At 70.5% G+C, this 21,285-nt stretch carries 18 protein-coding genes and 1 pseudogene; 14 read left to right on the top strand and 5 right to left on the bottom strand.

The features are described from left to right. Positions 1–281: 281 nt before the first annotated feature. Positions 282–1,316 (top strand): 3-oxoacyl-ACP synthase III family protein, encoded by a 1,035-nt coding sequence (locus ACFV9M_RS03445; protein WP_385063740.1) that lies wholly within the window; start codon positions 282–284, stop codon positions 1,314–1,316. Positions 1,317–1,681: 365 nt separating this feature from the next. On the opposite strand, the gene ACFV9M_RS03440 is transcribed toward ACFV9M_RS03445, so the two are convergent. Continuing rightward, a complete protein-coding gene (locus tag ACFV9M_RS03440) occupies positions 1,682–1,978 on the bottom strand; it encodes a hypothetical protein (RefSeq protein ID WP_385063738.1) in 297 nt (98 codons plus the stop codon). A 195-nt stretch (positions 1,979–2,173) separates the two neighbouring features. Here ACFV9M_RS03440 and ACFV9M_RS03435 point away from each other — a divergent pair, with 195 nt between their 5' ends. Then, a complete protein-coding gene (locus ACFV9M_RS03435; protein ID WP_385063736.1) occupies positions 2,174–4,642 on the top strand; it encodes a SpoIIE family protein phosphatase in 2,469 nt (822 codons plus the stop codon). Positions 4,643–4,854: 212 nt separating this feature from the next. Here ACFV9M_RS03435 and ACFV9M_RS03430 read toward each other — a convergent pair whose 3' ends face one another. Further along, positions 4,855–5,697, bottom strand: coding sequence for an SDR family oxidoreductase (locus tag ACFV9M_RS03430; RefSeq protein ID WP_385063734.1), 843 nt, complete (start codon positions 5,695–5,697; stop codon positions 4,855–4,857). 67 nt (positions 5,698–5,764) lie between these two features. On the opposite strand from ACFV9M_RS03430, the gene ACFV9M_RS03425 reads away from it, so the two are divergent. The 8 genes and pseudogenes from ACFV9M_RS03425 to ACFV9M_RS03390 all read left to right on the top strand — a co-directional run. Beyond that, positions 5,765–6,385: a TetR/AcrR family transcriptional regulator gene (locus ACFV9M_RS03425; RefSeq protein WP_385063732.1), complete on the top strand. Its 621-nt coding sequence runs from the start codon at positions 5,765–5,767 to the stop codon at positions 6,383–6,385. A gap of 281 nt (positions 6,386–6,666) precedes the next feature. After that, complete coding sequence (locus tag ACFV9M_RS03420) at positions 6,667–7,428, top strand: oxygenase MpaB family protein (protein WP_385063730.1); 762 nt, start codon at positions 6,667–6,669, stop codon at positions 7,426–7,428. A gap of 803 nt (positions 7,429–8,231) precedes the next feature. Beyond that, positions 8,232–9,473, top strand: a complete 1,242-nt coding sequence (locus tag ACFV9M_RS03415) for an amidohydrolase (RefSeq protein ID WP_385063728.1) — start codon at positions 8,232–8,234, stop codon at positions 9,471–9,473. A gap of 54 nt (positions 9,474–9,527) precedes the next feature. Then, positions 9,528–10,124: a TetR/AcrR family transcriptional regulator gene (locus ACFV9M_RS03410; RefSeq protein ID WP_385063726.1), complete on the top strand. Its 597-nt coding sequence runs from the start codon at positions 9,528–9,530 to the stop codon at positions 10,122–10,124. A gap of 107 nt (positions 10,125–10,231) precedes the next feature. Then, entirely contained in the window at positions 10,232–11,698 is a 1,467-nt protein-coding gene (locus ACFV9M_RS03405; RefSeq protein ID WP_385063724.1) for an MFS transporter, read from the top strand. Positions 11,699–11,999: 301 nt separating this feature from the next. Continuing rightward, entirely contained in the window at positions 12,000–12,743 is a 744-nt protein-coding gene (locus tag ACFV9M_RS03400) for a serine dehydratase beta chain (protein ID WP_385063722.1), read from the top strand. Further along, on the top strand, positions 12,638–13,294 hold the full coding sequence (locus tag ACFV9M_RS03395) for an L-serine ammonia-lyase (protein ID WP_385063927.1): 657 nt from the start codon (positions 12,638–12,640) through the stop codon (positions 13,292–13,294). The genes ACFV9M_RS03400 and ACFV9M_RS03395 overlap by 106 nt, the downstream gene beginning before the upstream one ends. 242 nt (positions 13,295–13,536) lie before the next feature. Further along, positions 13,537–13,738 (top strand): annotated as a pseudogene (locus tag ACFV9M_RS03390) (VOC family protein); the annotation flags it as partial. 5 nt (positions 13,739–13,743) lie between these two features. Here the strand turns inward: ACFV9M_RS03390 and ACFV9M_RS03385 are convergent. Continuing rightward, positions 13,744–15,165, bottom strand: a complete 1,422-nt coding sequence (locus tag ACFV9M_RS03385) for an aldehyde dehydrogenase family protein (protein ID WP_385063720.1) — start codon at positions 15,163–15,165, stop codon at positions 13,744–13,746. Between the two features lie 17 nt (positions 15,166–15,182). After that, positions 15,183–16,139 (bottom strand): oxygenase MpaB family protein, encoded by a 957-nt coding sequence (locus tag ACFV9M_RS03380; RefSeq protein WP_385063718.1) that lies wholly within the window; start codon positions 16,137–16,139, stop codon positions 15,183–15,185. A 126-nt stretch (positions 16,140–16,265) separates the two neighbouring features. Here ACFV9M_RS03380 and ACFV9M_RS03375 point away from each other — a divergent pair, with 126 nt between their 5' ends. After that, the gene (locus ACFV9M_RS03375) at positions 16,266–16,889 is read left to right on the top strand and encodes a TetR/AcrR family transcriptional regulator (protein ID WP_385063716.1); all 624 of its coding nucleotides are present in this window, start codon (positions 16,266–16,268) and stop codon (positions 16,887–16,889) included. A gap of 30 nt (positions 16,890–16,919) precedes the next feature. Here ACFV9M_RS03375 and ACFV9M_RS03370 read toward each other — a convergent pair whose 3' ends face one another. Next, a complete protein-coding gene (locus tag ACFV9M_RS03370; protein WP_385063714.1) occupies positions 16,920–17,561 on the bottom strand; it encodes a DoxX family protein in 642 nt (213 codons plus the stop codon). 353 nt (positions 17,562–17,914) lie between these two features. On the opposite strand from ACFV9M_RS03370, the gene ACFV9M_RS03365 reads away from it, so the two are divergent. From ACFV9M_RS03365 to ACFV9M_RS03355, 3 genes are read left to right on the top strand one after another with little or no spacing between them, the layout of a single operon-like run. Further along, a complete protein-coding gene (locus tag ACFV9M_RS03365) occupies positions 17,915–18,754 on the top strand; it encodes an enoyl-CoA hydratase/isomerase family protein (RefSeq protein WP_385063712.1) in 840 nt (279 codons plus the stop codon). 60 nt (positions 18,755–18,814) lie between these two features. Next, complete coding sequence (locus ACFV9M_RS03360; RefSeq protein WP_385063710.1) at positions 18,815–19,993, top strand: acyl-CoA dehydrogenase family protein; 1,179 nt, start codon at positions 18,815–18,817, stop codon at positions 19,991–19,993. Next, positions 19,986–21,275, top strand: coding sequence for an acyl-CoA dehydrogenase family protein (locus ACFV9M_RS03355; protein ID WP_385063708.1), 1,290 nt, complete (start codon positions 19,986–19,988; stop codon positions 21,273–21,275). The genes ACFV9M_RS03360 and ACFV9M_RS03355 overlap by 8 nt, the downstream gene beginning before the upstream one ends. Positions 21,276–21,285 lie beyond the last annotated feature (10 nt).

The following is a 21,285-nucleotide window of genomic DNA, read 5'->3' as shown; positions in this document are numbered from 1 at the left end:
GACCGCGTAAGGAATTTCCGTCCCCGATCCACTCGAACGGCGTCGCCGCGAGGCATTACAGGATTGACGCACGAACTGCCGCAGTTACCTATCACTTCGACGGCCATGTCAAGCGGTTGAGCATTTCATCACGCAGACGAAGGAAAGCCGACGTCCGCGATCAGTGCTCCATGAAACGATGCCGAAGCGGTGGAGATGAATTCCGGCGAACCGCCGAGGAAAGGAACGGACATGCGCTTCTCCCGAAGTGAACCGATCGCGCGGGAACGGAGCACCCTGACGTGACCGTCACCGAGGACCGGACCCTGTTCCATCAGACCGGCGCCGGTCTGCCCGTGCCCTTCGCCGTCGCAGCGACCGGGATGCACCTGCCACCGACGGTCGTCACCAACCAGGAGCTCACCCGCACCCTGGACACCAGCGACGAGTGGATCACCAGCCGCACCGGCATCCGGGAGCGCCGCCGCCTGGCCCCGTCCCTGGCGACCTCCGACATGTGCGTCGCCGCCGCCGCGCCGGCCCTGGACTCGGCCGACGTCGCGCCCCACCGCCTGGACGCGGTCATCGTCGCCACTTACACCGGGGACCAGCCCCTCCCGTCGACCGCGCTGATCGTCAAAACCGCCCTCGGCGCCCACACCGCCCTGGCCCTGGACGTCACCCAGGCCGCCTGTGCCAACGGCGTCCAAGCCATGCTGATCGCCGCCCACCTGTTGCAGAACCCCTCCCTCACCACCGTCCTGCTCATCGCGGCCGACTGCGCCTCCCGGGTCACGGACCCCGCCGACCGCACCACCGGTGTCTTCTTCGGGGATGCCGCGGCGGCCGTCGTCCTGACTCGCACCGACGCTCCCGGAGCGGGCCTGCTCTCCTACGACCTCGGCTCCCAACTGTCCTACGGCGTCCAGATCGCCGCCGGCGGCTCCCGTCTGCCGAGCAGCACCGCGACTGTCACCGCCGGCGACCACTACCTGCGCATGGACGGCCGCGCCGTCTGGAACACGGCGACGGCCCACCTGCCCGAGAGCATCACGAATGCCGTCCGACGCGCGGGCGTGCCGATCGACCGCGTGCGGCACTTCTTCCTACACCAGGCGAACCTGAACATCCTCACCGCGACCATGGCCGCCCTGGGCATCCCCCCGGAACGCGCTCCCGTCACCGTCGACCAACTGGGCAACACCGGATCAGCCGGCATGTTCACCGCGCTCCACTCCGCCCTCACCGAGGGAACCCTGCTCCCGGGAGACACCTACGTACTCTCCGGGATCGGCGCGGGCTTCCAGTGGGGCTCCCTCTGCCTGCGCCACGCCTGACGCTCACGGCATCCGTGACGAGGGCACCTGCGTGCGGGCGTCGCACCACCGGACGCCCCGCCAGCCGAGCCGACGGGGCTTCCCCGTCCTGAAAGCGGTCAGGTCCGCACCTGTTCCACCGCCAAGCAGTCAGTGCAGACGCCCTACACGATCCGGAGAATCCCCGATTCCGCTAACCGGGGATCGTCTGCTGTGAACCTCCCTGCACCGCAGGGGCGTGTCCGTTGCCCTCGGCTCGGGCGCCGGTCACGACGCCAGTCGGTAGGACCGCAGCGCAGGAGTCGCTCCGTCAGCGACAAGCACCAACAGTCCGTCATCCGTGGGGCGGCCGAGGTCTCGGGCGACGACGAGCTCGGGGGCGGCTGCTACGCGTCCGCGGATCGCAGCGTGTCGACGATCAGGGCGGCGTGACGCCGGTGCACGGTGGGGTCGGTGACGCCGTCGAGGACGAGCTGCTGGGCGACGCCCCCGATCATGACCCGCAGTTCCTGCGCCGTTATGTCGGCCCGTACTCGCCCGGTGCGCTGTGCGGCGGTCAGGAGACCGCCGAGCTGGTCGAGCCTTGCCGTCATGGAGGCGTCGGCGGCCGGCAGCCGCCCGATGCGCATCAGGTGGGTGGCGGCCAGATGGGCACCGGAGGGGACGAGCGTTTCCCGGATCACCTGCCACAGCCCGGACGCCGGGTCGGCACTGGCCGCGGCACGGGCGGCGCGTTCCCGCAGACCCGTCGGCCATCGCAGCGCGACCTCGACGACCAGGTCGTCCTTGGCGGGAGAGCCCCGTGTTCCGAGCGTACGGCGTCGCCTGTGTCAATATCATGGGCAGGTAGGGCGGTGCCACGAAATGGGCTGATGCCGATGAGCGAATCCGAAGTCGCCGGAGGTCTCGGCGCAGGAGCGGAAAACCAGCTGCGGGGATCGCACACGGCCACGGCGGTGGTGGACGGCACCGGCAGGATCTCCCTGTGGAGCCCGCGGGCGGAGGCGCTGCTCGGATATCCGGCGGGAGAGGTCTGCGGCACGCCCGCGGTGGATCTGCTGGCCATCCGGAAGAGCCGGGACGCGGCAGTGGCCTGCGGCGGCGAGCAGCAGGGAGCCGCCCGTGGCTGGGACGGCGTGCTGGCCTTGAGGCATCGGGACGGGCACGAGCTGCGGGTCGCGCTGTACGCGCGCCCGCTGCTGGGCCGGGAGGGTCAGGCCGGCTGGTCGATCAGCGCCGCCGACGCCCGGCAGGTGGAGCGGGAGGAAGTCGACCGGGCCGTCCTCCAGGCGCTGTTCACACAGTCCCCGATCCCGATCACCGTCATGGACAGTGAGCTACGGTATCGATGGGTGAACGCCGCGACAGCGCGATTGGCCGCCGTTCCCGCCGAGCGGCTCATCGGCCGACGCATCGGCGAGGACCAACCGGAGGTCGACTTCGAGACCATCGAGCGAGTTCTGCGCCATGTGCGGGACACCGGCGAGCCGGTGCTCGACTTCCAGGTGCGCGGCCGCCTTCCGTCGGACCCGGACCGCGAGCGCGTGGCCTCCGGCTCCTCCTTCCGGCTGACCGACCAGGCCGGCCGTCTCCTGGGCATGTGCCAGACGTACGTCGACATCACCGACGGCTGGCGGGCCCAGCAGCGTCTGGAACTGCTGACCGAGGCCGGTGGGCGCATCGGCACCACGCTGGACGTGGAGCGCACCGCGCAGGACCTGGTGGATATCCTCGTGCCCGCCTTCGGGGACGTGGCATGGGTGGAGCTCGCCGAGGCCGTGCTTGAGGGAGACGAACCTCCCAAGGCGCTCGGCGGCGGGAGACAGCACTGGCGCCGGGCCGCCGTGGCTTCGGCCACCGGCACCTGGCCCGCAGGTCTTCTCCGGCACGGCGCACCAGTCCCTCTGCTGCCGGACACGTCCACCCTGCGCGGTCTTCAGCACGGCAAGGCCAAGGTGATTGACCGCGAACAGTTCATCACCCAGCTCCGCGACCCGCGGCTGGTCGAGCTGTTCGTCCCCCACAGCGGGCGTTGGATCGCACTGGCACCATTGTTCGCGCGCGGCCTGGTGCTCGGTGTAGTGGCGGTCTGGCGCGCCGAGCGGCCCGATCCCTTCGACCAAGAGGATGCCGAGCTGCTGACCGAGATCGCTTCCAGGGCCGCACTGAGCGTGGACAACGCCCGCCGCTACACCCGTGAGCACCGTGCGGCCGTCGCCCTGCAACAACGCCTGCTCCCCGCGGCCACCACCGGCACCGCTGCGGCGCAGACCGTCGGCTTCTACCGGCCCGCCGGCGGCGGCGCCGAAATCAGTGGCGACTGGTTCGACGTCATCGCCCTTCCCTCCCTGCGGGTCGCCCTCGTCGTCGGGGACGTCGCCGGCCACGGCCTGCATGCCACCGCCACCATGGGCCGGCTGCGCACCGCGATCCAAACCCTGGCCGACCTCGAGCTCGATCCGACCGAGCTCCTCACCCACCTCGACGACATGGTCCAGCGCCTCGCGGCCGAGGCGCCCCACGGGGACGCCATCGGCGCCACCTGCCTGTACGCCGTCTACGACCCGGTCACCCGCCACTGCGCCATGGCCACCGCCGGACACCCACCGCCCGTCGTGGTCCGGCCCGACCGCACGGTCCAGGTCGTCGACGTCTCCCCCGGCCCGCCGCTGGGCGTGGGCGGCATGCCGTTCGAGACCGTCACCATCGACCTGGACCCCGGCAGCACCCTCGCCCTCTACACCGACGGCCTCCTCCATCGCGACACCCGCGACCTTGGCGCCGGGCTGCGGTGGCTGACCGACAGCCTCGCCACACTCTCCGGCCCCGAGCGCGACCTGAGCGACATCGGCCGCACTCTTCTCACCGGTCTCGAAGAACACCCGCGGCACGACGACATCGCCCTGCTCCTGGCCCGCACCCGCGCGCTCCCCGTGGACACCACCGCGAGCTGGGAGTTCCCCGCCGACCCGGCGGTCGTCGCCGACGCCCGGGAGGCCGTCGCCCGCCGGCTGACCGCCTGGGGGCTCGACGAGCTGGCGTTCACCACCGAGCTGATCGTCAGCGAACTGGTCACCAACGCCGTCCGCTACGCCGGCGGCCCGGTCGGCCTGCGGCTGATCCGCGAAAACGTGCTGGTCTGCGAGGTCACCGACCCCAGCAACACCCAGCCCCGCCTGCGCCGGGCCCGCTGGAGCGACGAAGGAGGGCGCGGCCTGTTCCTCGTCGCCCAGCTCACCACCCGCTGGGGCAGCCGCTACGGCCAGAACGGAAAGACCATCTGGGCCGAACAACCCCTCACCGCATATCCCGGTCAGCTCGCATCACCGCTGCAGACGACACCCTGAGGCGGCGTCGCGGTCCTGGAGCGTGCCCGCGCCGAGGAGCGCTACGAGTTCTCGCTGTTCAAGCGGCTCAACGAGCCCGATGTCGATGCGGGGGCGGGCGCGATGCCACGACGCTGTTGCGGTCACCCCACCGTCACCGCTCCCGGCTGACCGCAGCCACGACTCCGTCCGCGGCGGCACCACCCCACTGTTCGCCGCTCTGGCAGGTCGGTTCAACGCGCTCGGGGGCCGACGGGGGTGAGGCGACCGGTGCGGATGGCAGCGATGACTCCGCCGTCCACGAGTAGGTCGTTGCCGGTGATGAAGGTGGCGTCGGGACCGAGGAGGAAGGCGGCGGCCGCGGCGATGTCGTCGGGGGTGCCCAGGCGGCCCGTCCCCGACGCGGCGACCATGGCGCGCATGACCTGCCCGCTTTCGCTGTCGAGCTCCTGTTGTCCCATGGGTGTGGCGATGACACCAGGGCTGATGGAGTTGATCCTTGCTCCCCGCTCCCCCCACTGGGCGCTGGCGGCCTGCACCCGCAGACGATTTCCGTACTTGGCCAGCGGGTAGGCGCCCTTCCCGAGCTCTTCCGGGTTGGTGAAGGGCAGGTCCAGCAGTTCGTCGGCCGGAGTGTGGGCGAGAGCCTGCTGCTGTTCCGCGCTCAGGCGGACGGTCGGCATGTGACCGGCCATGCTGGAGATGGCAACGCCGGCTCCGCCGGGGGTGATGACCCGTGCGAATTCCTCTAGCACCAGTGCTGTGCCGAGCAGGTCCACTGCCAGGACCGCGGCGGCGGAAGCCTGGGCCGGGGAGAGACCGGCGGTGTGCACGACCTGAGTGACAGCGCCGAGGCGTGCTGCCTCGTCGGCGAGTGCGGCGACAGAGGCGCGCTGGGAGACGTCCACCGTCTGCTCGGTGACGTCGTGCCCCTGCCTGCGCAGCTCGTTCGCGGCGGAGCTGAGCGTCAGCTCGTTGAAGTCGGCGAGCAGAACCTTGTTGCCGACGCCCTGACGGCGGGCGATGGCCAGTCCCATACCGCCCACTCCGATGACGACCACCACTCCCGCGCTCATGAGGATCTCCATATTCGTTACGAGCCGTTTCGTTAATTAAGTGTACGCCCTTCGTAGGATGGCCTGCATGGACGATGTGCGGCGGCGAGGGCGACCACGGGACGCGGGGGCGGACGAGGCCATCTTGGAAGCCGCCCGGGAGCTTCTCCTGCGTGACGGGTATGCCGGGTTGTCGATGGAGAAGGTTGCCGCCGTGGCCGGGGTGGGCAAGCCCACGCTCTACCGACGCTGGTCCTCCCGGGCCGCTCTTGCCGGCGATGTGGTTCAGCATGTCTTCCGCAAAGCGGTGCCCGATGCCGCCGTGGACGAGGGTCGCTACGCGAGTGCGGCCGAGCAACTGACCGCCCTGTACAACGGCTTTGCCTCGATGGCCGGCGATCCCCACAGCGCGGCCCTGGTCCTCGCCCTCACGGCTGCCGCCGCCGAGAATCCAGACGACGCGGAGAGCCTCTACCGCCACCACACCAAAGTCCTGCACGAGGCCATCGCGAACTGTGTGCGTCGTGGAATGCGCGGTGGCGAGTTCGGCGCCGACGGCGAACCTGACTCCGTGGCCGACGCCCTCATCGGCTCCGTGCTCTATGGACTGCTCACCGGCCCCGGCACCTTTTCGCCCGAGAGGGGCGAGGGCCTGCTCGCCATCTTGCTGGCGGGGCTGCGCACAGGCCGGTTCGGCTCGAATCCCTGAGTTGCCGCCGGGGAGCCATTCCCGGGCTGGGTCGGCGGCGCTTCCAGAGCGGTGGAAACCTGGCACGGCGGTGTTCCGGTGGCTGCCGTGCGGGCTTCTGCGGGGCCGGCGTCAGGCTGTCAGCGTGCTGCGGTGGTGCCGTCCGATGTGGGGCCGTGCAGCAGCGCCTGTGCTCCGGCTATGAAGACTTCGACGCTGTAGTCGAACTGGACTTGGTCGTAGGTGGACGGGGAGGGCCGCGATCCGTGTGAGCATCTCGTACCGGGACGCGGAACTCGGCCATGCACGCCCCGATGTGGCTCGGGGACACCGAGACCGCGCGCCGGATGGCCCGGCACCTGCGGAACATCCACACCAAGGTCGCGGGCGACGTCATCGACGTCGGCCAGCCCGAACTGGGCGGATACGCGGCCTCCGGGCCCCGGGACGCCATGTGGGCGGCGCCGACCGAGATGCACTCGATGCTGTGGCTGTACGAATCGCTCGCCTTCCGCAGCGGCCGGCTCCCTCACCGCCTGTCCCCGGAGAAGCGCGACCGCTACATCGCCGAGACCGCCGCGTACTGTCGGCTGGTCGGCGCGGACGAGGACGAGATCCCGACCACGATGGCCGAGCTGGCCGCTTTGTACGAGAAGTACGACGACCTCTTCGGGCTGGGCAGGTCGATGACCGTCTATCCCGACACCGGCGAGGACTTCGCGAAGGCGATGGCCGCCGGCATCAAGAAGAACTTCCACCGCTCGCAGCTGAAGGCCCTGTTCCTCACCGTCGTCCTCGACCACGGCCTCTTCCGGCAGATCGCGATCGGCGCCTCGTCCGGCCGGACCAGGCGCTCCATGGGATACGGCCCCCTCCGCGCCCGGCTCAGCGTCCTGGGTGCGAAGCTCTCCCTTCCGCTGGTCTGGCTCCTCCAGCGAGGCCCCTTCGAGCGCTACTACATGCGGCTGATGTGGGGTCCCGACGGTGTCGCGCTGATCCAGTCGGCCCGCGTACTGCAGGCGAAGGTCCGCGCCGAGCGCGCCACCGGGCGGAACGCCCCCTGAGCAGCGCCGGCACGTCGGCTGTCCAGGCCGCGCGGGTACGGTTCGAGTGCCGCGCCACGCGGTCACTCGCCTGGCGCCGGGACCAGCTCGCCGGCCTGCGGCGCATGCTCGTCGACAACGCGGGCGCCATCGAGGACACCCTGTGGCAAGACCTCCACAAGAGCCCGACCGAGACCCGGCTCACCGAGACCGGTCCCTGCTGTCGCACTTGACCCACGCGCTCCGGCATCTGCGGTTCTGGCCCCGTCCCCGGCGTGTCGCGCCGCCACTCGCCCTCTTCCCGCCTCCGCCACCCTGGTCACCGAACCACTCGGCGTCGTGCTGGTCATCGCTGCCCTTCGCTCAGCCGCCCCAGACACCAGCCGAGCTCCAAACCGCGGCACGCGCCGCCGGACTCCAGGAGTAGCCGCCCGCTCCGCGACCATGCGGGCGCACCGCGCCTTCCGCTGTAAGCCCCTTCCAGGGCAGGGGGAGGGAGGAACGACGTCCGGGTACGGGAAGAGGATCCCGGCCGGGGCGTCGTTCGCGTCCCCTCGCCGTAGCCGCGGACGCCGCCGAAGCCAGCATGTCGGACGCCTGTTCGTTCCCGTCGTGTGTCGCCGGATCCGGCTGCGGTTTCTCCTCCGTTACGAATTTAGCTACCGTTAGTTTCTCTATTGACTGGCGGGGGTGGAGCTGGCCAGGATGAGCGGGCCGCGCAGCCCTTGGCGGGCTGACCACCCAGGCCGCACCGGCATTCCCCGCAGACCCCGCGTCCGCCGGCATGCCCTGGGGAGCGGCACCCGCGAGACAAGGAGAGACCCATGGACGCCGTGCTCAAGCACTGGACCGACGAACGCGCCGAACGGCTCGGAGAGCTGTACCGCGACCTGCACCGCAACCCCGAACTCTCCTTCCAGGAGCACCGGACCGCCGGGAAGGCGGCGGCCTCCCTGTCGGCGCTCGGCTGGAACGTGCAGACCGGGATCGGCGGCACGGGGGTGACCGGTGTGCTGGAGAACGGTCCGGGCCCGGTGGTGATGCTGCGCGCGGACATGGACGCGCTGCCGGTGGCGGAGGAGACGGGACTGCCGTATGCCTCGACCGCTCGCGCGGTGGACGGGGCCGGTCAGGAGGTGCCGGTCATGCACGCCTGCGGGCACGATATGCACACCGCATGCCTGCTCGGCGTCGTCGAGCTGCTCACCTCCGCCCGAGAGGAGTGGTCGGGCACGGTGGTGGCGGTGTTCCAGCCGGCCGAGGAGACCGTCAGCGGAGCTGCCGCCATGGTCCGCGACGGACTTTTCGACCATGTGCCCGCCCCCGCGGTGGTGCTGGCACAGCACGTCACACCGCTGCCCGTCGGCATGATCGGGTACGCGTCCGGACCGCTGATGGCGGCGAGCGACTCCCTTCAGGTCATATTGCACGGCAAGGGCGGCCACGGCTCCTCACCCGAGAACGCCCTCGACCCCGTCCTGATGGCCGCCGCCGTGGTGATGCGGTTGCAGGGCATCGTCTCCCGCGAGATCGGCATGCAGGAGAAGGCCGTGGTCACCGTCGGTCGCCTCCAGGCCGGAACCAAGGACAACGTCATCCCCGACACCGCCGAACTCGGCATCAACCTGCGCTCCTACGACGCGGCGATCCGCGAACGCCTCAAGACGGCCGTGGAGCGTGTGATCCGCGCCGAGGCCGCGGCTTCCGGAGCGCCGAAGGACCCGGAACTGAACTGGACCCACGGCACACCGGTCCTGGTCAGTGACCCGGACGCCACCGCGACGACCATCGGCGTTCTCCGCTCCCACCTGGGCGAGGACAAGCTGATGGCCTTCGGACCGGTCCCGTCCAGCGAGGACGTCGGCGTCCTCGGCGACTCCGTCGGCGCTCCCACCGTGTACTGGTTCTGGGGCGGCTCCGATCCTGAGGTGTTCAACGCCGACCTCGCCGCCGGACGCCTGGTCACCAACCACCACCCCGCCTACGCCCCCGTCGCGGAACCGACGTTGACCAACGGCGTGGCACTGATGACCGTGGCGGCCCTGGCATGGCTCGACCGGACCTGACCGTATCCTGGTCCGGCCACCAGGGCACGGGACCAGGGACGGAGGACGGCGGCCATGACCGAGGAGCGGCAGCCCGCGCGCCGTGGCCGTCCGCCGGACCTGGAAGCCAGACGCCGCGCCCTCGACCTGGCCGGCGAGATCCTGCGCGAGTCCGGCTACACGGGCCTCACCATGGACCTGCTCGTGCGCCGCGCGGGCGTCTCGAAGAAGTCGCTCTACCGCTGGTGGCCCAACAAGGCGGCCGTCGTCGCCGAGGCCGTGGCCCAGCAGGCGGACCTGCTTCCGGTCACGGACTGCGGGGATTCCCGCGCCGAACTGCTCGTTCTGGCACGCAACGCCCGCCACTACGCTCTCACGGACGAGCTCCCCCTCGGAGTCGTCGCCCAACAGTCCGCCTCCGATCAGCAGGCCCTCAGCCGCAGCTACATCGACCACATCGTCCGCCCCCGGCGCGCCCTGTCACGTGAGGCCGTGGAACGGGTGATCGCCCGCGGCGATCTGCCGGAAGACACCGACATCGACGCCCTGATCGATCTGTGGAGCGGCTTCGCCGTCTACCGCCAGAGCGTGCGCGGCATCGAGGTCACCGACCACCTCGTCGAACAACTCGTCGACATGGCCCTTGCCGGGAGCGTCCCCCGCCTGCCCTGACCGTGCGTCAGGCCGCTACGCCGCTCCCCAGCCCGGCACACCTTTTCGGGGCCCTCCCCGCTTTCTCCGCCCGCGGTCCGTGCGGACCGCCCATTCTGGAGTTCCCCATGCCCGAAACCACCACCGGGCCGTCCCCGGCTGCCCGTTCCGCCCTCGCCGTCGTCAGCTTCCTCGTCTTCGTCGAACTGTGCAGCGGCATCCTCCAGGGGTCGGTTCCCACCCTGGTCCCGCTCATCGGCCAGCAGATGCACATCAGCTCCGGCGACCTCAGCTGGGTCAACACCCTGCCGCTGCTGGTATCCGGCATCTCGGTGCCCCTCGCCTCCAAGCTCGGCGACATGTACGGCCACCGGCGCATGATCCTGATCACCATGGCCGCCGTCGCCGTCGGCTCCATTCTCGCCGCCACCACCGACTCCTTCGCCGTCCTCCTCGTCGGCCGCGCCCTCCAGGGCCTCTACGCCGCCTGGCTGCCCCTGGACTTCGCCATCGTCCGCGACCGCGTGCAGGGCAAGCAGGCCGGCGCCGCCATCGGCCTCCTTGTCGGCGCCGTCACCCTCGGCGGTACCCTCGGCGCCCTCGGCACCGGCTTGTTGTCCGAACACGTCGCGACCGCCAAGGCCATGCTGTGGTTCCCCGCCGGAGCCATCCTCCTGTGTCTGCCCGTCGTCCTCTTCCTCATCCCCGAGTCCGTCACCCGCCACCGCAGCCGCATCGACTGGACCGGCGCCGTGCTGCTCAGCACCGGCCTGGGCACCGGGCTGCTCGCTCTGGGCCGCGGCGGCACCTGGGGCTGGACCAGTGGCACCGTCATCATGCTCGCCCTGGTCGCCGTCGTCTCCCTGGCCGTGTTCGTCCTCGCCGAACTCCGCGTCGCACAGCCGCTGATCGACGTCCGCCTCCTCGGCGGACGCCGCCTCGCCCCGCTGTACGCGCTCAGCTTCCTCATCGGCATCGCCATGTACGGCTCCCAGACCGCCACCAGCACCTTCATGGCCACCCCCAAGCAGTTCGGCCTCGGATTCGGCTACGACACCCTCGCCCTGTCCCTCATGGCCCTGCCCACCACCCTCGCCGCCTTCGCCTCGGCCGGACTCGCAGACCGGATCAGCCGTGCCGTCGGCGCCCGCACCGCCCTGGCCCTCGGCTTCGCCTCCTTCACCGCCTCCTACACCCTGATCGCCCTCGTCCACGACGCCCCCTGGCAGTTCGTGGTCTCCGGCATCCTCGGCGGCCTGGGCCTCGGCCTCGTCGTCGGCGCCCTCCCCGTCCAGATCATGGGCCACCTGCCCCCCGATCAGACCGGCATCGGCACCGGCATCTACAACACCCTCAAGGCGCTGGCCGGCTCCGTATCCGGTGCCGTCTTCGCCGCCGTCCTCAACCAGCACCTGCTCAAGCTGCCCATCCCCGGCGTCGAACTCTCCGACATCCACGGCTACACCACCGTCTGGACCAGCTGCGCGGTGATCTGTCTCGTCGGCCTCGCCCTGTCCCTCACCGTCGGCCGAAAGCCCGCCCCCGCGGCCCCCGAGGCGGGCGAGCCCGCGCCCGCCGGGGCCCTCGCCGACTGACCGCCGCACTCACCCCCAGGGGGGCGGGGCCCGGGGGGCCCGGGCCCGCCCCCCGGCCCCCCCGGCCACGGCCCGCGCGCCGGGGGCGGCCCCCGCCCTGCGCCCCCCCAACCCCCCCCGGGGGGGGGGGCCGGGGTCCCCCGGGCCCCGCCCCCCTGCCCGCGCGTCACACGCCCTCCTCGCCGGCTCCGAGCCGCGCGCCAGAAGCCGCCCCTCCTCGAACGGCCTCCACCGTGCCCTTAGCGTCTTTGACCTCTTCACCGTCGGCATCGGACCCTCCTCCTCCCACACCGTCGGGCCGATGCGCGCCGCCCGGGGCTTCGCTCAACTCCTCGCCTCAGATGGCCTGCTTGATCACACCGCTTCCCTGCGGGCCGACCTGTTCGGTTCTCTCGCGGCCACCGGCCCGGGCCACGGCACCGACAAGGCGATCCTCCTCGGCCCTGGAAGGCGCCTCACCGGAGACGGTCGACGTCGACAACGCATACCTTGCCGTGAGCCGCATCCGCCAGGATCGCTCGCTCCGACTGCTGGGATCCCGCGAGACCGACTTCGTCCCCGAGACCCCCCTCGTCCTCAACCGCCGCAGCCTGCACCCCGGCACCCCAACGGCATGCGTCTCACCGCCTTCGACCGCTCGGGCTCGCCGCTGCGGGAGAACACCTACTACTCCATCGGCGGCGGCTTCGTCATCGACGAGAAAACCGCCGCCGCCGACCTCGTCCCCGACGACACGGCGCCGCCGCACTCGTTCCGTTCCGGCGCTGACCTGCTGCGCCTGACCGCCGAAACCGACCTTTCCCTCTCCGCGCTGATGCTGGAAAGGGAGACCGCATGGCGCCCGCAACCACAGACACACCAGGGGCCGCTGAGGATCTGGACGGTGTGCGCGACTGCATCGACCGGGGACTCTCCCGCGACGGAATCCTCCCCGGCGGCCTGGCAGTCCGCCGCCGCGCCGCAGCCTCCGCACACGCCTTGCGCACTCAGGACCCGCAGCGGCAACGGGCGCTGGAGTGGGCCACCGTGTACGCGATGGCGGTGAACGAGGAGAATGCGGCCGGCGGCCGGGTAGTCACCGCCCCCACCAACGGCGCGGCCGGCATCGTCCCGGCCGTCCTCCGCTACTACCTGGACTTCGTCCCCGGCGCCGACGGGGCCGGCATCGTCCGCTTCCTCCTCGCTGCAGGCGCCATCGGCATCCTCTTCAAGGAGAACACGTCCATCTCCGGCGCCGAGGTCGGCTGCCAGGGCGAAATCGGCGCCGCCTGCTCGATGGCGGCCGACGCCCTCGCCGAGGTGCTGGGCGGCACCCCCGAACAGGTTGAGGACGCGGCCGAGATCGGCATGGAGCACAACCTCGGCCTCACCTGCGACCCGGTGGGCGGCCTGGTCCGGATCCCATGCGTCGAACGCAACGGCATGGCCGCCGTGAAGGCCGTCACCGCCGCCCGCATGGCCCTGCGCGGCGACGGCCGCCAGCACGTGTCCCTCGACACCGTCATCAAGACCATGAAGGAGACCGGAGCCGACATGAGCGACGCGTACAAGGAAACCTCACGAGGCGGACTCGCCGCCAACGTGATCGAGTGTTGAGCGAGAGGCACAGGTGGCGACCGTCTGCTTGACGTGGCCGCGGTGCGCCCTTGACGGGGATGACGAAGCGCCCGTCGTCGGAGCCCGGTGCGCTGCCGTCGGTGGCCGGCCAAAGATCGTCGAGGTCGTCGAGGTCGTCGAGGTCGTCGAGGTCGCCGAAGGCGATGTTGTCGCGGCGGGAGATCCGGCTGGCCTGTGTCTTGTCGAGGCCCGCGACGTACAGGGAGGGGTCGGCGGTCGCGTCAGCGCTGGTCAAGGAAGGCATCCCGCTCGCGTCCTTTGCCGTGGACGACGTCAGCGCGGAGTTCGAGCGGCTGCGTGCCCTCGGCGTGCGCTTCACCCAGGAACCGTTGGCGACGGGCCGGCACCACCGCGGTCCTGGACGGCACCTGCGGCAACCTGATCCAGATCGCCACGGCGAGTGACAGCGGCCACGCATGCTGAACCCGTCAGGAACCCCCCGCGGTTTTCGCCGCCATCTTCCGCTTCGACGTTGTGAACGGTGGCTGGACGAAGCGAAGGACGTCGAGGAGGAAGCCCTTGCGTACGACGGGTTTGACGTGGCTGAACGCGGTGACGGAGTGCTTGCCGTGGTAGGCACCCATGCCGCTGGCGCCGACGCCGCCGAAGGGCAGGCTGGGGGCTCCGGCCTGGAGGAACGGGGTGTCCAGGCCGACGCCGCCCGAGGACGTCCCGTCGACGAAGAGGGAGCGGGTCGCCGCCGAGGCGGAGAAGACGTACAGGGCGAGGGGCTTCTCACGGGCCGTGATGTAGTCGACTGCGGCTTGAGGGGAGTCGACCGGGACGATGGGAAGAATCGGTCCGAAGATCTCCTCCTCCATGACGGCCGGGCCCTCGCCACCGGGACGGGCTCCGTCCACGTGCAGGATCGTGGGGGAGAGGTAGCGGGTCGCCGTGTCGTGGTCGCCGCCGAAGGCGACCGTGCCGTGGTCGAGGTAGCTCACGAGGCGGGCGTGGTGGCGTGCGTTGACGATCCGGCCGTAGTCGGGGCTGAGGGACGCGTCCTCGCCCCACATCTCGGTGATCGCAGCGGCGAGCGCCCGCGTGAGCGGGGCGACGCGGTCGGGGGTGGTGAGGACGTAGTCGGGGGCGATGCAGGTCTGGCCCGCGTTGGTGAACTTGCCCCAGGCCAGGCGCCGGGCGACGTCGGCGAGGTGGTCGTCATCGTCGAACCAGACCGGGCTCTTGCCGCCCAGTTCGAGGGTGGCCGGGGTGAGATGCTCCGCCGCCGCCCGCAAGACGATCTTCGCGACCTGGCCGTTGCCGGTGTAGAAGATGTGGTCGAAGCGTTCGGCCAGCAGCTTCGTCGTCTCGGGCACGCCGCCCTGCACGACCCGCACTGCCCGCGGGTCCAGATACCGCGGCACGAGCTCGGCGAAGGCCGTGGAGACGTGCGGCGCCAGTTCGCTGGGCTTGAGGACGGCCGCGTTGCCGGCCGCGAGCGCCCCGACCAGCGGCGACAGCAGCAGCTGCACCGGATAGTTCCACGGGGAGATGATCAGGACGGTGCCGAGCGGCTCAGTCACCAGCCGGGCGCTCGCCGGTGCCAGGCCGAGGGGGAGCCTGGCACGCCGTGGCCGGGTCCAGCGGCTGAGCCGCCGCTGGGTGTGGGCGATGTCGGCCAGGACCCCGCCGAGCTCGGTGATCTGGGCCTCCGTGGCGCTCTTGTGCAGGTCCAGCCAGAGTGCCTCTTCGAGGGTGGCGCGGTTATCGCGCAGCAGGGCGGCGAGCGCGGTGAGCTGCCGGGAACGCCAGGCCAGGTCGCGGGTGGCGCCGGTCCGGAAGTATGCGCGCACCTCGGCGACGGACGCGGCGATGTCGGGTTCACTGTGCAGGTCGGTGCTTGTCATGTCTTTGCCTCCGCGGGCTAGTTGCCGCCGCCGGTGGCGGAAGCGCCGGGGGTGGAGTCGACGGGGATCGGCGGGTGCCCGGCGGGCAGGCCGCCGTGCTTCTCCGGGCCCAGGCTGTGGATGTTCCAGCCGTGCGGGTACACCTTGCGGGCGAGCTTCTCCATGGGGTCCGGGTCGCCCGGCTTCGGGTCCGGCATCGGCCTGGAGCCGAGCAGCCGCATCGTGGCGTCGGACAGGGACTTGCGGAGCTTGCCGGGGAGCTTGATGCCGCAGGCCCGCAGCTGGCGCGGGTCGACCTGCGCGACCATCAGCCAGACGATCACCCTCCCGATCCCCTTGGGCATGATGCTCGGCATCCACGCGATGAATTTCTTCGCGACCTGCTCGTTGTACGGGTAGTACGAGACCTTCTCGTCCATGTACTTCTCGTAGAACTCTTCGACCTCGGCGAGCGTGTCCGGCAGCGGATGGTGCGAGCCGAACAGACGCGCTTCCTTGCTCTGCTGGATGCGCAGTGCCTCCCACTCCTTGGGCGTGACCCGGCGCCAGCCGAACTTGTCGGCGAGACGGGTCGGGGTGAGCGTGTTGTCCGCCGCGACCGCGAGGTAGTCCTCCTGCTTGATGTCGTAGTGGCGGTGCATCGCGTTCACCTTCTTCGCCGCGTCCCGCGAGGGTCCGGGCCCGAAGCCGTGCTTGTGGACGATGCCGTGCAGCAGGGCGGTGTCGATGCTGCGCTTCTCGGTGTCGAGCTCCACCTCGCGGGCGACCTCGTGGACCTTCGACATGGTCGGGGCCGCAAAGGTGATCATGTTGCCGGTGAGCATCTGGATCGCGATCAGGGCACCGAAGTCCTGCCGGAACAGGTCCACGATGCGCTGGTGGTCGGTCTCCGGGTCGAGCGTCTCGATCTCCCGGACCCGGCGATAGCGGTCCTCACGGCTGCGGTCCGCGTCGGTGTGGGTGCGTCGTCCCATCTCTGACCTCTCGATCTGTCTGCGGGGGCGTTCTGCGCGGCACGCGGGGTGCTCGTCGTCGCGAATACAGTACGGCGTTCTATTTTCAGGAGCAAGGGTCTGCCGGTGACGGTTAGGCTGGGCGGCATGGCGCCTGGTCGGAAGTACGCGAAGGGGGCGGCGAAGCAGGAAGAAGCCTTCGACGCCGCACTGGAACTCATCACGGAGCGCGGCTGGGACGCCGTGACCATCCGCGAGCTCGCCTCCCGCGTCGGACTCAGCCCGACGGCGCTGGTGCACCACATCGGCAGCAAGGACGAACTCCTGCTGGAACTGCTGCGCCGCCGCGACCGGCAGGGCGGCCGGCCCGTCGACGAGCTCGACTCCGACGAGAGCCTGCGCCTGATGCTCTCCGGCCTGCGCGGGAACCGGCGAGCCTCCGGCCTGCGCGAGCTCTTCATCCGGCTGTCCGCCGAGGCTACGGCCCCCGACCACCTCGCGCACGACTTCTTCGGCGACCGCTACCGCCGCCTGGAGGCGATCGGCATCCGCGTCTTCACCGAGGCCAAGGCCGCCGGCCGGCTCCCCGACGGCATCGATCCGGCGACCGTGACCCGCATACTCAACGGCATGATCGACGGCCTGGAGCTCCAGTCCTTCTTCAACCCCGAGATCGACGTCGCCGCCGAGGTCGAGAAGTTCCTGCGGATGCTCGGCGTCGACGTGGAGGACCTGCTTGAGGCTGAGGCGGACGACGCCGCAGCCGGCTAGCGGCGGCCGCCCAGGGGGCGGGGGTGCATGTCAGTGCGGCGACGAGGTGTTGCCGAGCGAGGAGGCCGGGGTCTCGTCGCACCCGTCGTGGGACTGCGCCCTGGGTGGCTCGTCGTCCGGCTGCCCCTGCGGACGGTAGCAGATGGCGAGCAGGGCCGCCGCGCTCGCCGTACCGATGCCTGCGGCGAGCAGAGCCGCTGTCACGCCTGAGAGCTGCCGACGCAGCAGGCCGTCGAGGGAGAACCGGCCGTTGCCCAGGGCCGCCAGCGCGACGGCGGCGCCGCTGACAACGCCGACATACTCCCAGCCGCCCTTCAAGACGAAGAAGCCCTTGCCGCGGTGGTCGGTGCGGGCGGCCACCACCATCAGGCCGACCGCCGCCGCAGCCGGGAGCGGGTTGGCCGCGCCGAGGGCGATGCCCACGCCCGCCGCGATCTCGGTCCCGGCCGCCGCCCGCGCGTGCAGCCCGGCGGGCTTCAGCCCGAGCGCTTCGAACCAGCCCGTCGTGCCCTTGAGCCCGCCGGGTCCGGCGACCTTGTTCCAGCCGTGCGTGACCAGCATCGGGCCGAGCGTGGCGCGTAGCAGGAGTGCGGCGGTGTCGTGTTCCCGCGCACTCCTGGCCGTCCTGCGGTGGTCGGTCACGGACGCGAGCCTGCTGCCGAGGATTCCCATGGTGTTCCCTTCTGTCGATTGCTTCCCAGGCCGGTCGGTTGTCGTGAAGCACGCCTGGAGGGTGAGCGCGGTGTCGATGATGGCTGCCACGTGGTGGCAAGTGAAGTCCGCCGACACGACGGAGGGCCGCGCGACCTTCCTGGACAGCGGGAAGCTCGCACGCTGAACAGTGCTCTCTCGGCGGGGAGTTGGGGGTTTTTCCTCGCTCCGCATCTGTCCTCGAAGGCAGAACGTGGTTACAGTCGCAGAGGTTTCTGAAGCTAGAACCCAGTTCTGTTATTGCCTGGCCGTGACGAGGGTTCCCGACCTTGCCCCGTGCGGGGGCCAGCGGACCAGAGGGAGAGCGCAGGCTCATGAGTGACACCCTGATCGACCGATTCGACGGCGTCGTGCAAGTCACCTTCAACCGGCCCGGGAAGAAGAACGCCCTCACCGCCGGCAACTGGACCACCCTCGACCGCGTACTGGACGAGGTGGCCAGGAACCCGCAGGACCGGGCGGTGATCCTCACCGGAGCCGGCGGCTGCTTCTCCGCCGGCGCAGACCTCTCCGGCGGCCTGGACGCCTCCGACGGCAGCCAGAAGTCGGACGCACAACAGCAAGGCAACGGCAAGCGCGGGCTCACCGGCAGCCCGCTGCAGTCGACGCTGCACGAGATGCGGACCGTCAACGTCATCATCGACAAGCTGAAGAAGCTGCCAAAGCCGACGCTCGCGGTCGTGGACGGCGTCGCCGTCGGCGTGGCACTCGGGCTCGTCCTCGCCTGCGACCTCGTCCTCGCCAGCGACCGCGCCCGCTTCTCGGAGGTCTTCGTCAAGCGCGGACTCGCCCTCGACGGCGGCACCTCCTGGACCCTGCCCCGGGCCGTCGGCGTGCGCCGGGCGAAGCAGATGGCGTTCTTCGGCGACACGATCGGCGCGGAACAGGCACTGGGCTGGGGGCTGGTCAACGAGATCGTGCCCGCGGACAGCCTCCAGAAGGAAGGCGCGCAGTGGGGCCGCCGCCTTGCCGCCTCGCCCACCACCGCCCTCAGCCTGATCAAGAGCCTCCTCGACAACAGCTCCCAGATCAGCTTCGCGCAGGCCCTGGAGGACGAGGCCCGCTCCCAGCACATCGCCTTCACCACCAAGGACATGCACGAGGGCGTCGCCGCGTTCCTGGAGCGCAGGGAACCCCGCTTCACCGGCGAGTAGGTCCAGTCGCCCGGTCCCGCCCTCGGTCCCTCACCCCTGGAGATCAGGAGCCGCAGAGCCATGAGTCTCGACCTGTTGCCGCAACCCACCGATGAGCAGAGGATGATGATCGACGCCCTCGCCAGGATCCTCGACGCGGAGAGTCCTTTGGAGGCCGTGCGCGAGGCCGCCGAACGGTCGGAGCCCGGTCGGCCCGAACTCCGTCGCAAGCTGGGCGATATCGGCTGCTTCGGCCTCCTGGTCGACGAGAGCCGTGGAGGCGGCAGCGCCTCGGAGAACGGTGTCCTGGACGCTGTCCTCGTCGCCGCCGAACGGGGGGCGCGGCTCCAGCCCGGACCGTACGTGGGCACGCACGTCACCGCCCACACCCTCTCCCGACACGCCAGCACGGCGACGTCGTCGTCCGTGCACCAGCCGACGCTGGCCTCCCTGGTCTGCGGAGAGACGGCAGCGACCTGGGCGACGGACGGGCTCCTCGGCGGTGAGCCGGTCCTGTCGGTGCGTGCCGACGGGGACCGCCTCGTGGTGAACGGTGTCCTGGCAGCCGTCCAGGATGCCGACGACAGCGAGCATCTGCTGCTCAGCGCCCCGCTGAAGTCGCCGGAACCAGGTGTGGCGCATGCGCTGATCCCGCTCCGCGATCCCCGCGTCCGCCTGGCGGAGCGCGGCGCGTTCGACATCACGCGGCGCTTCCAGGACGTCCACCTCGACCAGCTCGTCCTCGCTCCCGACACCGTGCTCGCCGCGGGGGAAGCCGGGCGGGCGTTGTTGGACCGGCAGATCGCCGTCGCCTCCGTGCTCGCCGCGGCGGAGTCCATCGGGACGATGGACAGCGATCTCCGCCTCGCCGTCGAGTACGCGAAGACGCGCATCGCCTTCGGCAGGCCGATCGGCTCGTTCCAGGCCGTGAAACACCTCCTCGCCGATACCGGGCTCGCGTTGGAAATGGCGAAGAGTCTTGTCGTCGAAGCGGCGACGGCGGTCGGGAAGGAGGCTGGGGATTCCCTCGTGCTCGCCTCCGCGGCGAAGTCTTTCGTCGGTGAGAAGGCCGTACAGCTCGCGCACAACTGTTTCCAGGTGTTCGGCGGCATCGGCTACACCTGGGAACACGACAACCACCTCTTTCTGCGCCGCCTTGCGTCCGACGCCCAGCTCTTCGGCACGCCCGTCTGGCATCAGCGCCTCATCTGGGAGAAGGCGTCCCACACGACGCGTACGAAAGGAAGGCATCATGTCTGAACAGCAGCAGCCGATCGACATGGCCGAGTACCGGCACCGGGCCCGTGCCTGGCTCGAAGCGAATCTCGCGCGCAGGGCCGGGCCCGCCCGGCGCGCCCAGCTCACCGGGCACGGCGACATGACCGGGGAGAAACTGGCGGAACAGCGCGCCCTGCAGCGCAAGCTGTACGAGGCGGGGTATGCCGGAATCTCCTGGCCTGCGGAGTACGGCGGTCAAGGGCTCCCGGCATCGTACGAGCGGGCCTTCGACGAGGAAGCCCGGGAGTTCGTTCTGCCGGATTTCGGAATCGCCGGCGGTACGACATTCGGTGTCTGCGCGCGGACGATGCTCGTGCACGGTTCGCCGGAATTCCTGAAGCGTCACATTCCGGGAATCATTTCCGGGGAGCGGCTCTTCGTCCAGTTCTTCTCAGATCCCGAAGCCGGATCCGACCTCGCGGGGGTGCGCACCCGAGCCGACCGGGACGGTGACGGCTGGGTCCTGAACGGGTCGAAGATCTGGACCAGCGGTGCCTACTACGCCGACTACGGAATGTGCCTGGCCCGCACCGATTGGGACGTGCCCAAGCACCGCGGGCTCACCTGGTTCGCCGTCCCGATCAGGGCGGACGGCGTGACCGTCCATCGCATCCGGCAGATCAACGGCGACGCCGAGTTCTGCCAGGAATTCTTCGACGACGTCCGGCTCACCGAGGACGACGTCATCGGCACCGTGGACGACGGCTGGACCGTCACCCAGACCATGCTGCTCTACGAGCGCGGAAGCCAGGCGAGCGCGGCCCCTGCGGAGTCCGGCACCGGGGCAGACGCGCGTGTGCTCGCCCCTGACCTCGTAGCGCTCGCCGCGCAGGTGGGACGACTGGCTGATCCACTGGTGCAGCAGTCTGTCGTCCGCACCCACATCGACGACCTCGCGCGGCGTCACCTCGACCGACGTATCGGGCGAATGATGGGCGTCGACCCGATGCGCGCGAGCTCCTTCGCCTCCTACAGCAAGCTCGCCTCCGGAACCTACGACCCGATCCGCGCCAACGCCGCCCTGGACATCGCGGGTGCGGACGCCACGACATGGCTGGAGCCGGGCGAGGGGTCCGCGTCGCAGGTCGCGCTCTCCCTGCTGAACAGCCGCTTCCTCTCCATCGCCGGCGGGACGAACGAGGTGCAGCGCAACACCATCGGCGAGCGGGTGCTGGGGCTGCCCCGGGAGCCGTCGTTCGACAGCCGGCGGCCGTTCAGGGAAGTGATCCGGGCCGCGAAGAACTGGTCGGGCAAGGTCGGCTGACACCCATGGC

It is taken from the genome of Streptomyces sp. NPDC059895, from assembly GCF_042731035.1.
In the GTDB taxonomy this organism is placed as follows: Bacteria; Actinomycetota; Actinomycetes; order Streptomycetales; family Streptomycetaceae; genus Streptomyces.
Note: the sequence above shows the minus strand (reverse complement) of the source record. Positions and strands in the feature narration are given on the sequence as shown.

Coding starts and splice junctions, on each gene's coding strand:
- ACFV9M_RS03360 (WP_385063710.1), top strand. CDS start 18,815: ATGAGTCTCGACCTGTTGCCGCAACCCACCGATGAGCAGAGGATGATG.
- ACFV9M_RS03420 (WP_385063730.1), top strand. CDS start 6,667: ATGCACGCCCCGATGTGGCTCGGGGACACCGAGACCGCGCGCCGGATG.
- ACFV9M_RS03410 (WP_385063726.1), top strand. CDS start 9,528: ATGACCGAGGAGCGGCAGCCCGCGCGCCGTGGCCGTCCGCCGGACCTG.
- ACFV9M_RS03415 (WP_385063728.1), top strand. CDS start 8,232: ATGGACGCCGTGCTCAAGCACTGGACCGACGAACGCGCCGAACGGCTC.
- ACFV9M_RS03365 (WP_385063712.1), top strand. CDS start 17,915: ATGAGTGACACCCTGATCGACCGATTCGACGGCGTCGTGCAAGTCACC.
- ACFV9M_RS03385 (WP_385063720.1), bottom strand. CDS start 15,165: ATGACAAGCACCGACCTGCACAGTGAACCCGACATCGCCGCGTCCGTC.
- ACFV9M_RS03370 (WP_385063714.1), bottom strand. CDS start 17,561: ATGGGAATCCTCGGCAGCAGGCTCGCGTCCGTGACCGACCACCGCAGG.
- ACFV9M_RS03405 (WP_385063724.1), top strand. CDS start 10,232: ATGCCCGAAACCACCACCGGGCCGTCCCCGGCTGCCCGTTCCGCCCTC.
- ACFV9M_RS03430 (WP_385063734.1), bottom strand. CDS start 5,697: ATGAGCGCGGGAGTGGTGGTCGTCATCGGAGTGGGCGGTATGGGACTG.
- ACFV9M_RS03380 (WP_385063718.1), bottom strand. CDS start 16,139: ATGGGACGACGCACCCACACCGACGCGGACCGCAGCCGTGAGGACCGC.
- ACFV9M_RS03435 (WP_385063736.1), top strand. CDS start 2,174: ATGAGCGAATCCGAAGTCGCCGGAGGTCTCGGCGCAGGAGCGGAAAAC.
- ACFV9M_RS03355 (WP_385063708.1), top strand. CDS start 19,986: ATGTCTGAACAGCAGCAGCCGATCGACATGGCCGAGTACCGGCACCGG.
- ACFV9M_RS03400 (WP_385063722.1), top strand. CDS start 12,000: ATGCGCGCCGCCCGGGGCTTCGCTCAACTCCTCGCCTCAGATGGCCTG.
- ACFV9M_RS03375 (WP_385063716.1), top strand. CDS start 16,266: ATGGCGCCTGGTCGGAAGTACGCGAAGGGGGCGGCGAAGCAGGAAGAA.
- ACFV9M_RS03425 (WP_385063732.1), top strand. CDS start 5,765: ATGGACGATGTGCGGCGGCGAGGGCGACCACGGGACGCGGGGGCGGAC.